Below are 15,980 nucleotides of genomic sequence, written 5' to 3'. Positions count from 1 at the left end.
CGTCAGTCCTCCAGCGTGCCGGAGCGCGCGTCGGCGCTCCTCTTGTCGCCGGCAAGCTTCAAAAGATCCTCGCCGGCCCGGATGATGCGGCGCGAACGACGGGTCAGGATGAAGCCCGACTGGGGCGCGAACACCTCGGCGCGGCCGCCGGCTTCGCCGGGCGCATGGACGATCGTCGCCAGCCGGTCGCCCTTGTTGACGCGGTCGCCGGGCTTGACGTCGTAAAGGATGGCGCCGGCCTTGGGCGAAGGCATCATCTCGATGTTTTCCAGCGGTACGACGGCGCCGGAGAAGCTGCTCGCCTTCGGGACGGAAGGGTCCCGGATGACGCCGCGCGTCACCAGCAAGCGGTAGAGGCCCGCGGCATCGGAGGCGGCCAAGCTGCTGTCGACATCCAGCATGCCGCGATATTCGACCGTGGTGACGACGCGTCGGTCGAAGCGCGCGACGCTCGCAGGCACATTTTGATACGGCATGATCGAGGCGCCCTCGAAGGTGCCGCTACTGTCCTCGCTCCACAGCAAGACGGCATCGATGCCCATCGCAGCCGCGCAGTCGGCCATATGCGGCCACAGGCTGGTGTGAATGTAGAGATAGGCAAGGCCTTCATCGTCGCAGTGGAGATCGAGCACGATGTCGTTGCCGAGCGAGAGTTCGACGAGCCGCTTCTTCAGCCGGCGGTCGGCGCCGCCGAGGTTGACATCCGCTAAAAGCCTGGCGTCCGGCGCGGCAAGCAGCGGGAAGGCACGGTTGAAGTTGGTGCGGGTACCGAGATTGAAGCGGCCCTGGTGCTCGCCGAAATGGTATTGCGCCCGACCGATTGGATTGGCCCAGGGCACCAACGTGATGGCGCCTCTAATGCGGCATTCCGCTTCCGCCTTGGCAAGCATCGGCATCAGCGCGTCGATGGCGACGACACCCGGCAATTCTCCGGCATGAAGCGCCGCCTGCAGATAGACCGAGGGCGCCGACTTGTCCGTGCCCTCGAAGCGGAAAACTGGGAACTCATAAGCAACGCCTTCGCTGTCGCCTGCGATGCGCTCGATGGTCTTTTGCATGGGGTTCCTCCGGTGGGTGGCCAGACATGCATGGTTACGGCCAGGGTGTCAGTGGTCCAGTCCGCCCGCGCGATAGGCGCAAGCCGACCGTCGGACGCCTTGAGCACTGTTTGCCAAGATCGAGAAGCCCCGACGTGGAGCGGCGATCTGCCGTTACGCCAGCGGCTTCAAGTCCTGGGCGATGGTCGGCAGAAGCTCCGAGACGTTGGGGTGGATGTGCATGGCGCGCGCCAGCGTCGAGATCGGCGCCTTGGCATACATCAGGTCGAGCACAGAGTGGATCGCCTCGTCGCCGCCCGGTCCGAGCACCGAACAGCCGAGGATCTCGCCGGTGTCGGCGTCGGCCAGGATCTTCATGAAGCCTTGCGTCTCGCCCTTTTCGACGGCGCGGCCGACACGGGTCATCGGCCGCTGGCCGACAAGCGCGCGGCGGCCGGATTTCTTGACAGCGGTCTCGGTCATGCCGCAGCGGCCGAGCGGCGGATCGATGTAGAGCGCATAGGCCTCGATGCGGTCGCTGACCTTGCGCGGATCGTTGTCGAGCAGATTGGCGGCGACGATCTCGTAGTCGTTGTAGGAGGTGTGGGTGAAGGCGCCCTTGCCGTTGCAGTCGCCCATGGCCCAAATGCCGGGCACATTGGTGCGCAACTGGTCGTCGACGACGATGTAGCCGCGCTTGTCGACCTCGACGCCGGCCTTGTCGAGGCCGAGGTCATCGGTGTTGGGAACGCGGCCGAGCGCCAGCAGCACATGCGAGCCGACCGCCGGCGGCTTGCCGGCAGAGAAGGTCACGGCGATACCGTTGCCCTGCCTGGCAAAGCCGATGTCCTCCGCGCCGACATGGACGGTGATGCCTTCGTTTTCGAGGATGGACTGGATCGCGGCCGAGACGTCCTCGTCCTCACGGCCCGTCAGCCGCGGCGCTTTCTCTATCACCGTGACCTCGGAGCCGAAACGGCGGAACATCTGGGCGAATTCGAGCGAGATATAGCTGCCGCCGACGACGACCAGATGGCTGGGCAGCACATCGAGATCCATCATCGAGGAGTTGGTGAGATAGGGGACGTCGTTGACGCCGGGCAGGTCTGGCACGGAGGCGCGGCCGCCGGTGTTGAGGAAGATTTTTGGCGCGGTCAGCAGGTCGTCGCCGACGCGCACTGTATTAGCGGATTCGAAGCTGGCATGGCCGCGATAAAGCGTGCAGCCCTTCATCCCCGCGATCCAGCTTTCGAGATTGCCGCGGGCGTCGTTGGTCACCTTGTCCTTGCGTGCCTTGATTCTTTGATAGTCGACCCCGACCGGACCGGAGAGCGCGACGCCATAGTCGGCGGCGCGGCGGGCAAGATGCGCGGCGTAGGCGCTCGCCACCATCGCCTTGGTCGGCATGCAGCCGGTGTTGACGCAGGTTCCGCCAATAAGCTTGCGCTCGATCAGCGCAACGCTCATGCCGGCGGCGTCGAGCCGGCCGGCGAGCGAAGGGCCGGCCTGGCCGGCGCCGATGACGATGGCGTCGAAGTTTTTCGCGCTCATGCGACCGCCGCCACGATCAGCAGGCCGCCGATGATCGCCACCGCGTCCTCGATGAAGGCGGCGGGCGAATCCTTGCCGAAGGCGGCAGCCATCCTGGCGCGTGCTTCCGCGCCGCCCAGCGTGCCGATCACCGCGCCGATCGCGCCGGCGATGAGGCCGCCGATGGTGGCGCCGACCGTGGCGCCGATCACCGCGCCGCAGAAGGCGCCCGTGACGATGCGCGCGCCGAACTGCTGCGGCACCTTGCGGCTCGGCGTCGACGGCAACTGGTCGGTGACGAGTTCGACGATCGCCAGGACGGTGAAGATGCCGACCGCGATCCAGTGGCCCATGAAGCTTGCCCAAGTGCCGGCGACCGGGAGCCAGCCGAGATACGAACCCCAGGCGACGGCGGCCGGCGCGGTCATGGCGCGAAGGCCGGCGACGACGCCAATCAGCAATGCCAGAATGTAGAGCATCATCATCCCCTCAAATTCGAAGCTCCGCACGGTTCGGCGGATGGCAAGCTAGCATAGACCTGGCGTTTGGCCACGGGCTTTTCCGGTCGGGCGGATTGTGCTTTGGCAGCAGGACGGGAACGGAGGAGCGGCCATGACGACAAGCGAACGCATGAAGATGGCGGCGGGTGAATGGTACAGCTGCATCGATCCGGAGTTGGAAGCGCTGCGCGTGGCCGCCCGCGATGCGGTGTTCGAGCACAACAGCATGCCGCCCCGGCAGCGCGGCGGCATCGGCGCGGCCCTGCAAGCGCTGCTCGGCGGCGCAGGCGAGGGCGCGCGCATCGAGGCGCCGTTCCACTGCGCTTACGGCTTCAACCTGTTCCTCGGCGAGGGCGCCTTCCTGAACGCCGGTTGCACCATTCTCGATACCGCTCCGGTGAAGATCGGCAGGAGGACGCTGCTTGGCCCCAATGTGCAGATCTATTGCGCCGAGCATCACCGCGAGGCCGCCGGGCGGCTGGCCGGATTGGAGATCGCCAAATCGGTGACGATCGGCGACAACGCGTGGATCGGCGGCAGCGCGGTGATCCTCGCCGGCGTCAGCATCGGCGAAGGCGCCATCGTCGGCGCCGGCGCGGTGGTGACGCGCGACGTGCCTGCCAATGCGACCGTGGTCGGCAACCCGGCGCGGGTGGTTACACGCTGCTGATGGCGACCTGTGCGCCGCCCTTCGAGAATTCGCGCCGGTACTGCATCGGGGAGGTTCTGAGCCGCGCCGCGAAATGCTGGCGCAGCGACGTGGCGCTGCCGAAGCCGGCCTCGAAGGCCACCATGTCCATCGACTTGTCGGTCTGTTCCAGCAGCCTCTGCGCCAGCGCCACGCGCTGTTCGGCCAGCCAGTTACCGAAGCTGGTGCCGGTCGTCTTCTGGAAGCGACGCGTGAAGGTGCGGCGGGTGAGGCCAGCTGATTCGGCGACGCTGTCCAGGGTGTGAGCTTCGCCAAGCGTTGCCCGCACCCCGTCAAGTGCCTTTGTGAACCGGTCGGCGTTCGGCGTCGGTGCAAGCGGGCGCTCGATGAACTGAGCCTGTCCGCCCTGCCGGTGCGGCGACAGCACGACGTGGCGGGCGAGCCGAAGCGCGGCCTCGGCGCCGTAGCGGGCGCGCACAATGTGCAGGCAGCAGTCCAGCCCGGCGGCGACGCCGGCCGAGGTGACGATGTCGCCTTCATCGACATAGAGCACATCGGCGTCGACGGCGATGTCGGGGTGCAGCGTCTGCAACTGGTCGGTATAGGCCCAATGCGTGGTGGCCTTGCGTCCCGCCAGCAGTCCGGCGGCGGCGATGGCGAAGGTGCCGAGGCAGAGGCCGACGATCAGCGCGCCGCGCTTATGTGCCCGTTCGAGCGCATGCTTGAGCGGCGCGGCCAGAGGAGCATCGAGATCTTTCCAGCTTGGGATGATGACGATGTCGGCCTGGTCGAGCGCCGAAAGATCGTGCGGGACCGAAATGCTCAAACCGGCATCGGTATGGATAGGTCCTAGCTCCGCCGCGCAGACGCGGAAATCGAAGCGCGGCAGGCCGAGCTTGGTGCGGTCCGCGCCGAAGACCAGGCAAGGCACGGAAAGGTGGAACGGGCTGATGCCGTCGAATGCGACGACGGCGACGATCGGATTGCGCATGGCAGACATCACCAGGTTACGGCAAAAGAGTGTCCCAATTCTTTCGAATAATGTCAATTGGGCCACTTTCTGGGAATAGATGTTCGGCCTAGCTTCGCCACCTATCAACCCGCTCGAAAGGAACCGCCATGTCAGCACCAGCCACCCAGCCACGCCGCGCACTCGTCGTCGTCGATGTCCAGAACGACTACAATGGCGGCAATCTCGCCATCCGGCATCCGCCCTTCGCCGACAGCGTCGCCAACGTGGCGCGCGCCATGGACGCCGCCACTGCTGCCGGCATCAAGGTCGTTGTCGTGAAGCAGATGGCGCCGGAGACTTCGCCGATCTTCGCCAAGGGCAGCCATGGCGGCGAACTGCATCCCGAGATCGCCGGGCGCGCCCGCGACCACTATGTCGAGAAGACGCTGCCCTCCGCCTTCACAGGCACCGACCTCGAGAACTGGCTACGCGCCAACCACATCGATACGATCGCGGTCGTCGGCTACATGACGCATAATTGCGACCTGTCGACCATCATCCATGCGGTGCATATGGGCTTTGCCGTCGAGTTCCTCTCGGATGCCAGCGGCTCGGTTCCCTACGCCAACAGCGCCGGCTACGCGTCTGCCGAAGACATCCATCGCGTGGTGAGCGTGGTGCTGCAGTCGCGCTTCGCCGCGGTGCTCAAGACCGCCGAATGGATCGATTGCCTGAAGACCGGCGCCCTGCCGGAGCGCGACACGATCTATGCGTCGAACCAGCGGGCGCTGAAGCGGAACGCTGCCTAAAGCATTCACCGTTTCACGGAAACGGCGAAATGCTCTGGCTTTTTGTTTTTGACGCAATTCCGGACGGAAAACCGCTCACACTTTTCCTGGAACTGCTCTAGCCGCACCAACTCCGAAAGAAAAAGGGCGCCGCAGCAGTGCGGCGCCCTTGGTCGTTTCAGCTCCCAACCCTGCCTAGAACAGGCCCTCGATCTGGCCCTGCTCATTGAGGAAGATCTTCTCCGAGGAGGGCGACTTGGGCAGGCCGGGCATGGTCATGATCTCGCCGCAGATGATGACGACGAAGCCGGCGCCGGCCGAGAGCCTGACCTCGCGCACCGGCACGGTATGGCCCGTCGGCGCGCCGCGCAGGTTCGGGTCGGTCGAGAAGGAGTACTGGGTCTTGGCCATGCAGACCGGCAGATTGCCGTAGCCTGCCTGTTCCCACGCATGCAACTGGTCGCGGATCGACTTGTCGGCGATCGCCTCGTCGCCGCGATAGATGCGCTTGACGATGGTGTTGACCTTCTCGAACAGCGGCATCTCGTCCGGGTAAAGCGGCGAGAACTGCGAAGCGCCGGATTCGGCGATCTCGACGACCTTCTTCGCCAGGTCCTCGATGCCGGCTGAGCCTTGAGCCCAGTGCTTGCACAGGATCGCCTCGGCGCCCTGCGCCTTGACGAAATCCTTCATCGCCTGGATTTCGGCGTCGGTGTCGGTGGTGAAGTGGTTGATCGCCACAACCGCCGGCACGCCGAACTGCTTCACGTTCTCGATGTGACGGCCGAGGTTGAGGCAGCCCTTCTTGACCGCTTCGATGTTTTCCTTGCCGAGATCTTCCTTCTTGATGCCGCCATTCATCTTCATGGCGCGCACGGTGGCGACGATCACGGCGGCCGCCGGCTGGAGCCCGGCCTTGCGGCACTTGATGTCGAAGAATTTTTCGGCTCCCAGGTCGGCGCCGAAGCCGGCTTCGGTCACGACGTAGTCGGCAAGCTTCAGCGCCGTCGTGGTGGCGACGACCGAGTTGCAGCCATGCGCGATGTTGGCGAACGGGCCGCCATGCACGAAGGCCGGGTTGTTCTCCAGCGTCTGCACCAGGTTGGGCTGGATGGCGTCCTTCAAAAGCACGGCCATGGCGCCGTCGGCCTTGAGGTCGCGGGCATAGACCGGCGACTTGTCGCGGCGGTAGGCTACGATGATGTCGCCGAGGCGTTTCTCGAGATCCTTGAGGTCGGTGGCAAGGCACAGGATCGCCATGACTTCCGAAGCGACGGTGATGTCGAAGCCGGCCTCACGGGGGAAGCCGTTGGCGACGCCGCCCAGCGAGCAGATGATCTCGCGCAGCGCCCGGTCGTTCATGTCCATGACGCGGCGCCAGGCGACGCGACGGGTATCGATGCCGAGCTCGTTGCCCCAGTAGATGTGGTTGTCGATCAGCGCCGAAAGCAGGTTGTGGGCCGTGGTGATGGCGTGGAAGTCGCCGGTGAAGTGGAGGTTCATATCGTCCATCGGCACCACCTGGGCCAGGCCGCCGCCGGCGGCGCCACCCTTCATGCCGAAGTTCGGGCCGAGCGAGGCTTCGCGGATGCACACGATCGCCTTCTTGCCGATGCGGTTGAGGCCGTCGCCGAGGCCGACCGTGGTGGTCGTCTTGCCTTCGCCGGCAGGCGTCGGGTTGATGGCGGTGACGAGGATCAGCTTGCCGTCCTTGTTGCCCCGCACCGATTTGATGAATTCGGCCGAGACCTTCGCCTTGTCGTGGCCATAGGGCAGCAGGTGCTCGTAAGGGATGCCGATCTTGGCGCCGATCTCCTGGATCGGTTTCTTCCTGGCGGCGCGCGCGATCTCGATGTCGGACTTCACTTCGGCCATGACGGCTTTCCTCTGGATTGGGCGGTGGAGGGGAGGGGTTCGATCACTACAGCAATTCCAGGAAAAGTGTGAGACGGTCTGCCGTCCGGAATTGCGTTAAAACGAGGAAACAGGGCGGTTCTGCGTTTCCGCCCGGACGCAAGGGCATGTTCTAACCCTGTCGCTGTCACGGCGTCAACTTTCATGCAACTATGTTTCCTGTGAAGAAATTACTGCGTTCCCGGCCGACCTTCCCAAGGGTCTTTGGCGCCCGGTCGTTGCGAGCGTATAGAAGCCAGAGCAGGGATCGTTCCGCCGTCTCAAAACAGCCGCGCAATGCACGGAATGCGACAGACGCGACGACGCAAATCCGCCACCGTCCTGCGGTGGCAGCAGCGCTATTGGCTGAGCACGTTGCTGATCTCGACCATGTTGGAGCGCACGCGCAGGATATAGAAGCCCATGGTCGTCAGATGCGTTGGCAGCAGCCAGCCGTCCTCGCGGCCGTTGGCGATGATAAAGGGCTGGATGCGCAGTGCCGAGACGAATTGCGCGTCCATGGTGTCCCACAAATTCTGCAGGTGCTTTTCCTTGATCACGTCCTCAAAGTCGGCCTGCGCCGCTTTCATCAGGCCGTAATAGGCGTAGAGCTGGCCATAGGCGAACCAGAAGCGGTCGTCGGCGCGGAAGTCGAACCAGCCGTCATTATGGTTCTCCGCGCGCTCCTTCAAGATCGCGGAGGTCGAGCCGATGTCGCTGGCGATGCGGTCGATATATTGCTTCAGATTGTCGGCGCGGGCATCGAACGTCGCCTGACAGCTGGCAAGGCGACCGTTGAAGGAGCGCAGCTTGCGCACCGCGTCGCGGTAGTAGCTCGGCGTCGGCGTCTTGGGGCCGAACGGGTTGAGGCCGAAATACCAGGTCTCTTCGTCGAATTGGAGATTGCCGCGTGCATCCTGCAGGTCGGCGTCGATCTGCGAGGTGGTGCGCACGCGGCCGAGATTGTCGGCAAGCTCGGTGGCGGTGCGCCGGACCGCCTGGTTGATGCCGCGCTGGAAGGAGGCCTTGTTGTCCATCCACGGCGTATGGTCCCAGTCGATGCCGAACAAGCCGAGCTTGTAAAGGATCATCGAGGAGACCCAGGCATTCTGGTTGACGTTGAAGTCCGTCAGATCGGCAGCCACCTGGGCTATCCCTGAGTTGCCGCAGGTCTTGGCGGTGTCGGTGCCAGCGCCGGCGGAGACCTGCTCGCCGGCCGAGACGCTGCGCTTCTCGAAGGTGTATTTGTCAGGATAGTTCGGGTCGAAATTGTTCCACCACTGGGTGGCGTAGAAGAAGTTGGCGTAAAGGCCGATCAAAACCAGCAAGGCAAGGCCGACCACCGCCTTCAGGATCCAGCCGCGCTGGCCGTACCAGCGGCCGGCCCATATGAACGGCCAGAGAATAATGCCGACGACGAAGCCTATGCCGCGGCCGATCCACTGGAAAATCCGGGTGAAGAAATTCACGATCGGATCAAGCATGGCTCTCGTCCCCCCTCAGTCCGTCAAGCCGTAAAGGCGCGCGCGGAATGCAGCCTTGTCCTTCAAATATGTGGTTTTCAGAACGTCCACAACATGCGATCGCCATGCATCGCTGAAGCCGTCGAAGTCCTTGTAGAAGCCCGGTTTATTGAAGACGTAGCGCGAGACGAAGTCCTGCGGCACGAAATCCGAGATCAACTGATTGGTGAGCCAGGCATCGGGATGATCGGGCTTGGCGCGCACAACCAGGAAGCGCTGGCGCGGCGGCACATCTTCAAGCTTCAGGTGGCCGAACTGGGCGATCTCGCGCTTGGCGGCGTTGAGGAAAGGGAAATTGCCGTCGCTGGCAATCAGGTCGGCATGGCTGTGGATCCAGGTCTGCAGCCAGACCTTGTCGACGTCCGTCAGGTTGCGGTTGGGCTCGGCATCGCGGATCAGCGCCCGGACCACAATCTCGGCGCGGTGCTCCAGATAGCCCGAGGTCTCGATCCAGGAAGCGCGCGGCAGGTCAAGACGGCCGGTGGCGGCGAGGAAGCGGAATACCTTGTCGGCGTCGTTGATCGACAGATAGCTCACCTGCCAGGGCCGCGAGCGGCGGAAGCCGGGCGCAGCCGGATCGCTGATCACCGTCGTCATGTCCGGGTCGACGAAGACGTACAGCCCGCCGAAATGGCTGGTCCAGTAGGCGTTGTGGCGGAAGATCACCTGATCGGGCACCAGCGCGTTCTCGCGGATGTCGCCGCAGACCTTGGCGAGGCCGACCATGCGCTCGAGCATGGCGTTGTCGCGCCAGGCGTCGGGTTCCTGCTTCAGCCGGTCGACCAGCTTGCCGAGTTCGGCCGCCTTGCCGAGCACGTCCTCGGCCGACAATACCTTGAACTCGACCTGGTTGATCGACAGCAGGTCCTCGATGTCGTCGACCTTGGGGACGGAGTCCTCGATCTCGCCGTAGATGACGTCCTTGATGGTCAGCGCGTCGATGGCACGCTGGTTCTTGGACATGAACTCGAACATCAGCTGCGAGGTGTTGGAGAAGGCGGTGTGCACGACCGGCAAATCGATCTGCGACGGGGTCAGGATGATGAAGCGGCGGTTGACCTCGTTGGGATCGAGATAGCCGTAATCGCCGCATTCCTCGGCCACCTCGGGCGAGAAACCGGTGCGGTCGATCTGGAAGCTCGTCAGCTTGGTCGGCTCGAGGCCGAAGGCGACGAGAGCCTTGTTGTAGCGCTGGATGAGATGCGGCTCATCGACGACGAGCAGCCTGCCATAGATCAGCTCGTTGTCGCGCAGAAGGTCGGGCTTTTTGGCGGGACGGGTCATTGGCAAAGGTCCGACGGATGTAGCCTCGAAAGGCGAAGCGGCGACGCCGACGCCCCCCTCTCCCCGTTCTTGACGGGGAGAGGGTAAGGGTGAGGGGCGGCGCCAACGATCAAAGATTTGTCTCCCCGTAGCCGCTGGCAGCAATAAATCGAAGCTCGTGCGTCTCGATCAGACGATCGAGACGACATTCGATCGCAGCAAGTATGGTTTCGAGCACCTCATCCCGCTTCTTCAAGACATCGACATTCCAGAAGCGGAGAACGGACCAATTGTTTGAGATCAGGAAGCGATCCCTGATCTGGTCGTAGCTGTTGCCTGCATGCTGGCTGCCATCGACCTCGACAACGAGCTGGCACTCCCTGCAGGCAAAATCAGCGAAATAATTGCCTATCGGAAACTGCCGCACAAACTTATGGCCGTTCAATCGTCTGTCGCGCAGTTCCATCCAAAGAGCTGTTTCCGCGTCGTTATCCGACTGCCGGAGGCGTCTTGCCCGTTTCGTTGTAGCGACTTCTGGTCCACGCACGGCGCTGCCCCTCACCCTTACCCTCTCCCCGTGACGGACGGGGAGAGGGAGGCGCCGACGTTGGCACCACATCCTTCCGCACTTGCGGGCAGCGAAGGAAGCCTACGCATTCCAAAGCCCCCTTTTCTTCAACTCCTCCATCTCGCGCGCGGCGCGTTCGCGGAGCCGCGCATCGCGCAAAAGCTTCTCGACCGCCGCGTCGTCGGACTTGTCGGAGTAGCGGAATTCGGAATCGGCGTAGCGGTTGATCTCCTGCATGACCATGTCCATCGAGAACGGCCCGCGCAACTCCTCGATCATCGCCTTCTTGTCGTCGTAGCTCTTGTGCATGAAGGCTTCCGGCTTCTCGAACCAGTCGTCCGGCAGCTCGATGTCCATGGCGCGCATCTTGATGGCGTCGGTGACGTTCTTGATGGCGCGGCCGGTGAAGCGCGGTTCGGCATCCTTGATCATGTGCAGGTAGGTGCCGATATCGGCCATCGTCTTCGGCGCGCCGTTTTCCTTCATGTAGCGCTCATAGACCTTCATCAGCCCATCTTCCTGCGGCTTCTCGTGCTCCTCATAAGCCGCAGTCACCGCCCGCTGGATTTCCTGCGCGGCATAGAGCTCGTGCTTGCCCAGCGGGATCTTGTGGTTCTTGCCGGCGAGCAGCACGAAGATGTCGATGTAGTCGTCGCGGCTCTGCGGGCCGTCGACCAGCCAGCGGGCGCCGGCGCGCTGGCGCAGCGCATCGTCGACATTTTCGGGGTAGTTGGAAAACATGCCGAAGGAGCAGTTGCCGCGCACCACGGTGGAAGCGCCGGCAAAGGCGTCCATGAGGACGCCCGTGATCTCCTGCTGGCCGGCGGATGCGCGGTCGTCGGAGCGTCGCGCCGCCACCTGGTCGATGTCGTCGATGGTGCCGAAACCGATAGCCCGCGGATTGAGCACATTGTTGATGAACTGGCGGCAGTTCTGGCCGGATTTGCCCTGGTAGGAAGAAATCTGGTCGACCCCGAAATTCTCGTAGACGAGGGGATAGCCGGCGACCTGACAATAGTTGTTGACGAGGCCGGCTATCATCTGGATCAGCGTCGTCTTGCCTGTGCCTGGCGCGCCGTCGCCGATGAAGGTGAACAGAAAGCCGCCGAGCTCGACGAAGGGGTTCAGCTCGCGTTCGAAATCATAGGCCATCAGCATCTTGGCAAGCTTTACCGACTGGTATTTGGCAATGTGATTGCCGACGACCTCGTCCGGCTTCTTGAAGGTCATCACCAGCGGCTTCAAGCGCTTGCCGGGCGCGACGTCGAAGCCGTCGAGCGTGAAGTCGTCGGCATCGATGCGGATATGCGCGTTCTCGAACGGACCGATGCCGTCGAAGCGCCCCTTGCGCGCGAGCAGCCCGTCGATGGCGACGCGGGCGAATGCGCGCGCCCTGGTCATCAGATCGGCATCGTCCTTGGAGCCGGCAATCGCCTTGTCGAGGCCTGCCACGATCGACTTCACCGCGTCCTGCGGCGTGTCGAACAGGAAGTCGGGTTCGGGACTGTCGTTCGGCGCCTCGCCGTCGCTGTCGATCAGCTGGAACAGGTAGGAGGCGAAGCTGAAAGCCGAAACGTAGGCGGAGGCCGACAGCAGCTTCTTGAATGTCGCCGCCTCGTCGCCTTCGAGCGGGGCACGCGCGTTCTTGGCCTGCAGGCTTTCGAGATCGGATCCCTCGGCAAAGACATCCGATATGGCCAGCGCGATCGCCAGGCCGCGGCGGGCGCGGTAGAGAAGCATGTGCTGGGGGATGCTCATCAGCTGGTCGTCGGGATGGATCGCGGCGACCGTTTTCGACAGTTCGACCTCGCGCGTGCGGCGCACCGAACCGGCCGAGACGGTCGAGACGAAGCGCCGGTTGGTGCCGGCGAGCGCGGTGCCGGACTCGCGCGATGGATCCTCCAGCACGACGATGCGGGTGATGAAGCTCTGCGCGGTGGCGCGATGCTTTTCGATTGTCGATTCCGAGATCGTGGTCAGCCCGGTGTCCATTACGGATACTCCGCGGTTCGACGGTCACACATCGCTGATGACCTGCCCTTTGGACAGGATGTGGACCTTGTAGCCGGAAAAGATCTTCTGCGCTTCGCCCGCGGCGTAGAGCGCCTGATAGGCCTCGTGCGGGATCAGCGCGTGGTTCTCATAGCTGGAGACGCCTTGGCGCGCGGCTTCGAGGTCGTCGGTGTTGATGAAGAATTCCTGCGTCGTCTTTTCGCTGGAGAACAGCCCCTTGCGGCCGGGCTTCTCGGACTTGGAAAAGACTTCCTGAATGGTCCAGGTGAGCAGCCAGGCGTTCTCCGGCCTGCGCACCTTGGCCAGAACCTCGGTAACGGTCGAATTGTTCTCGGTGATCCCGGCCGAATAGAACGGGCCGAGCACGACGCGCCGCAACTGCTTCGGGTGCAGCGGCTCGAAATCCTTGTCGAGATTGACCGCGATGGTCGCCGGCGACAGCGTGTAGGCGGAATTCTTCTCGGTGAAATCGTCGAAGCGGTGGGCAAGCTCGGGGTTGAGCAGGCCATCGACAGGAAGCGGAATGTCGATCTTCTCGTTCAGCTTGCCGTTCGCGTCGACGAGCTGTCGCACCATGCTCTCGGAGGAGTCCTCGACCGTCACCATATAGATCAGCGGCAGGTTGGCGCTGCCGTCGAACGAGGCCCAGTGGACGAGATAGTAAGGCCGCATGGTCTTGGGATTGACCGAGACTTTGGCCGTCTGCGCCAGCGTGAACGGACCGAAGGTGGTCTCGCTCTTGACGCCCTCCAGATAGAGCCGCTCGGCCATCGACCTTTGCAGCGCCACAGGGAATTCCTTGTGGCGCAGGATGAAGTCGGCCATCTCCTCGCGCAACTCGCCGGCCTGCGGAATGTTGGCCAGCCGGCTATCGGCCTGTCGGCGGTCGTTCTCCAATTCGAGCAGGTTCTGGAACACCGGATAGCCGCTGTCGGCGCGCGAAATGCGGAACGTATCCATGAAGCCCAGCCGGTTGCGCCAGCAGTCGAATGAATTTTCCAAGCGGGCGATGTATTCGGCGACGATCTTGGCGACGATGCCGTGCCGGTAGAGCGGCGAGCGATCGTCGCGCATGAACACTTCCAGCCCGCTCAGCGCCGCGGTGATGGCGAAGAAGTAGCGCGCCGCCGCTTCTTTTTGGGGGGTCATGGCACCGCCGTGTCGAAGAATGCCGTCACACCGCCTACTGCTGCACGTAGTTCGCCGAATTGTGCTTCTTCATCACCTCGTCGAAGCGGCGGGCGAAGGCGTCGTCGGCGAGTTTCTTGCGGCGCTGGATGTCGGCGGTGGCCACCATATTCTTCTCGTGCATCTCCAAGAGATCGCCGATGTGCTTCTGCGAAGCGGCGCCGATGCCGGCCATCGTCTCCTCGGCCGTGTTGTCGACCTGGCTGCCCAGCGTGTTGATCTTGTGGGCGACGTCCTGCTGGGCGGCGGTCTTCAGCGAGTCTTCCAGAGCTTTGTAGAGCACGATGCGCTGCTCGGTGTCGATTGTCAGCTTGTTGATCAGCGTCGACTGCGCGGCGATCTGGTTGTTGAGGGAATCGACAAACGTCTGAAACATCGAGGTGTAGCGCTCCAGCGTCTGGCTTTCGGCCAGCAACTCCTGCTCCTTGGCCTGCTTCTCGTTGTACTCGGTCGCCATCTTCGAACGCTCGCCCTCGAGCTGGGTGCGCTCCTTCTGGCTGGTCGAGGCGGCGATCTTGTTCTCGACGTCGAGCAGCATCGGGTTGAGTTCCTCGATGCGTTTCTGCACCGCCTCGAGATTGGTCATAGTCGCCTTGCGGCGCTCGATCACCTGCGACAGGCTAGCTTCGGAGGTCTTGTAGCGCTGGTCGAGGATCTGCTTCTGGGCTTTTAGGATGCCGACGATGGTGTCGGATTTCGCCAGCAGCTCCTGCAAATTGCCGGCGAGCGACATGTTGCGCACGCGGTCGGTGCGCATGCGCTGCTTGCGCTGCTCGGAGAAGACGCCGACGAGATTTTCCCAGCCGGTGTAGCTCTTCATGCTCTCGAATTCGGCGCCGAAGACATTGGTGGCGTCCTCCAGCCCGATGATCAGGTCGGCGATATTGCCTTCCATGACCTTCTGCTGTTTCAGCACGTCCTCGATGCGGGCGTTCTCGAGGTCGAAATTGGCATCGCCGATCTTCCTGTCGGCCTGCGCCAGCGTGTCGAGCACGGTTCCGGACTGCTCGATCTTGGTGCGCATGTCCTCGACGACCTGCTTAGTCTTGGCAATTTCGGCATCGAAATTCTGCAACGTCGCCATAGGGGCCTCCCGCTTCGGCATCCGGTTTCGTGTCGCACGTCGCCGAATATATGTGGGGGCTCAAGCGATTGAAAGAAGGAAGACAGGGAGACGTGGCAAAACAAAAGAATTGGCCAGGTCCTTGAAAGATAAGGCAAGCATGCTCATGGCCAGAGTAATGCGCGCCGCCTTCAGGCAGCTTTAGCTGGTATGCCTTAAGCTCTTGTTTTTGCGGACAAGCTGCGGCGCTGGGAAGTGTGCAAAATCTCTTGTGGCGGATCGTGGCAATCAACCGGCCATCGGCCGGCCGATGGCAGCGATTGCCCGCCTTCGTCGGACGTCGCTCCCCGTCTCAGTTGCGGGCAAAGCCGATGAAGTCGTCGGGCGCAGCCCTGCCCATTTCCTCTTCCCAGTGCCGGCGGCAGAGCGAGACATAGACGTCCTTGCCGATCGCCACCTGCTCGCCTTGCTTTGCCACCTTGCCGTCGGGACCGAGGCGAACGACCATCGTCGCCTTGCGGCCGCAGCGGCAGATGGTGCGCACTTCGCGCAGATCGTCGGCGATGGCGAGCAGCGCGCGCGAGCCGGAAAACAACTTGCCCTGGAAATCGGTGCGCAGGCCGTAGCACATGACCGGGATGTTCAGCCGGTCGGCGATGCGGGCCAGCTGCCAGACCTGCTCCTCCTCGAGGAACTGCGCCTCGTCGACGAAGATGCAATGCACGGTGGTATGCTCATGATGCTCGGCGACGCGGGCGTAGAGATCGTCGCCGTCGCGGAACATCTCGGCCTCGGTTTCGAGACCGATGCGCGACGAGATCAGTCCCTTGTCGCCGTTGCGATAATGGCCGGCGACGAACAGCATCGTCGTCATGCCGCGTTCGCGATAGTTGTAGGATGCTTGCAGGAGCATCGTCGTCTTGCCGGCATTCATCGTTGCGTAGTTGAAGTAGAGCTTGGCCATATGGGTGTTTAAGCTCAATTGCCGCGGCGCGGGGAAGGGGCCGCGGGCT

General features: G+C 63.3%; 14 protein-coding genes. 2 read left to right on the top strand and 12 right to left on the bottom strand.

Annotated elements, in window-relative coordinates; genetic code table 11:
- Window positions 1–2 precede the first annotated feature (2 nt).
- From CK218_RS00985 to CK218_RS00975, 3 genes are all read right to left on the bottom strand, one after another.
- Window positions 3–1,058, bottom strand: a complete 1,056-nt coding sequence (locus CK218_RS00985) for a succinylglutamate desuccinylase/aspartoacylase family protein (RefSeq protein WP_095826594.1) — start codon at window positions 1,056–1,058, stop codon at window positions 3–5.
- A 153-nt stretch (window positions 1,059–1,211) separates the two neighbouring features.
- Window positions 1,212–2,588, bottom strand: coding sequence for an FAD-containing oxidoreductase (locus tag CK218_RS00980; RefSeq protein ID WP_095826593.1), 1,377 nt, complete (start codon window positions 2,586–2,588; stop codon window positions 1,212–1,214).
- The gene (locus CK218_RS00975) at window positions 2,585–3,046 is read right to left on the bottom strand and encodes a DUF4126 domain-containing protein (protein WP_095826849.1); all 462 of its coding nucleotides are present in this window, start codon (window positions 3,044–3,046) and stop codon (window positions 2,585–2,587) included. Before CK218_RS00975 ends, CK218_RS00980 begins: the two co-directional genes overlap by 4 nt.
- Before the next feature lie 133 nt (window positions 3,047–3,179).
- On the opposite strand from CK218_RS00975, the gene CK218_RS00970 reads away from it, so the two are divergent.
- Window positions 3,180–3,737 carry a sugar O-acetyltransferase gene (locus CK218_RS00970; RefSeq protein WP_095826592.1) on the top strand — a complete coding sequence of 186 codons (558 nt, stop codon included), beginning with the start codon at window positions 3,180–3,182 and terminating at the stop codon, window positions 3,735–3,737.
- On the opposite strand, the gene CK218_RS00965 is transcribed toward CK218_RS00970, so the two are convergent.
- On the bottom strand, window positions 3,724–4,707 hold the full coding sequence (locus tag CK218_RS00965) for a helix-turn-helix domain-containing protein (protein ID WP_095826591.1): 984 nt from the start codon (window positions 4,705–4,707) through the stop codon (window positions 3,724–3,726). The two genes, CK218_RS00970 and CK218_RS00965, sit on opposite strands and share 14 nt — an antisense overlap.
- Before the next feature lie 128 nt (window positions 4,708–4,835).
- Between CK218_RS00965 and CK218_RS00960 the strand changes: the two genes are divergently transcribed.
- The gene (locus CK218_RS00960) at window positions 4,836–5,477 is read left to right on the top strand and encodes a cysteine hydrolase family protein (protein WP_095826590.1); all 642 of its coding nucleotides are present in this window, start codon (window positions 4,836–4,838) and stop codon (window positions 5,475–5,477) included.
- 174 nt (window positions 5,478–5,651) lie between these two features.
- Here the strand turns inward: CK218_RS00960 and CK218_RS00955 are convergent, their stop codons facing one another.
- From CK218_RS00955 to CK218_RS00920, 8 genes are all read right to left on the bottom strand, one after another.
- Complete coding sequence (locus tag CK218_RS00955) at window positions 5,652–7,331, bottom strand: formate--tetrahydrofolate ligase (protein WP_095781256.1); 1,680 nt, start codon at window positions 7,329–7,331, stop codon at window positions 5,652–5,654.
- A gap of 377 nt (window positions 7,332–7,708) precedes the next feature.
- Window positions 7,709–8,833 carry a DUF2333 family protein gene (locus CK218_RS00950; protein ID WP_095826589.1) on the bottom strand — a complete coding sequence of 375 codons (1,125 nt, stop codon included), beginning with the start codon at window positions 8,831–8,833 and terminating at the stop codon, window positions 7,709–7,711.
- Between the two features lie 15 nt (window positions 8,834–8,848).
- A complete protein-coding gene (locus CK218_RS00945) occupies window positions 8,849–10,156 on the bottom strand; it encodes a DUF6638 family protein (RefSeq protein WP_095826588.1) in 1,308 nt (435 codons plus the stop codon).
- A gap of 109 nt (window positions 10,157–10,265) precedes the next feature.
- A complete protein-coding gene (locus tag CK218_RS00940) occupies window positions 10,266–10,682 on the bottom strand; it encodes a DUF559 domain-containing protein (protein WP_095826848.1) in 417 nt (138 codons plus the stop codon).
- 102 nt (window positions 10,683–10,784) lie between these two features.
- Window positions 10,785–12,695, bottom strand: coding sequence for an AAA family ATPase (locus CK218_RS00935; protein ID WP_095826587.1), 1,911 nt, complete (start codon window positions 12,693–12,695; stop codon window positions 10,785–10,787).
- A gap of 24 nt (window positions 12,696–12,719) precedes the next feature.
- Entirely contained in the window at window positions 12,720–13,865 is a 1,146-nt protein-coding gene (locus CK218_RS00930) for a hypothetical protein (RefSeq protein ID WP_095826586.1), read from the bottom strand.
- A gap of 34 nt (window positions 13,866–13,899) precedes the next feature.
- Window positions 13,900–14,988, bottom strand: coding sequence for a hypothetical protein (locus tag CK218_RS00925; RefSeq protein ID WP_095781261.1), 1,089 nt, complete (start codon window positions 14,986–14,988; stop codon window positions 13,900–13,902).
- A gap of 331 nt (window positions 14,989–15,319) precedes the next feature.
- On the bottom strand, window positions 15,320–15,931 hold the full coding sequence (locus tag CK218_RS00920) for a thymidine kinase (RefSeq protein ID WP_066994253.1): 612 nt from the start codon (window positions 15,929–15,931) through the stop codon (window positions 15,320–15,322).
- Between the last annotated feature and the right edge of the window lie 49 nt (window positions 15,932–15,980).

This window comes from Mesorhizobium sp. WSM3879, from assembly GCF_002294915.1.
Lineage (GTDB): Bacteria > Pseudomonadota > Alphaproteobacteria > Rhizobiales > Rhizobiaceae > Mesorhizobium.
Note: the sequence above shows the minus strand (reverse complement) of the source record. Positions and strands in the feature narration are given on the sequence as shown.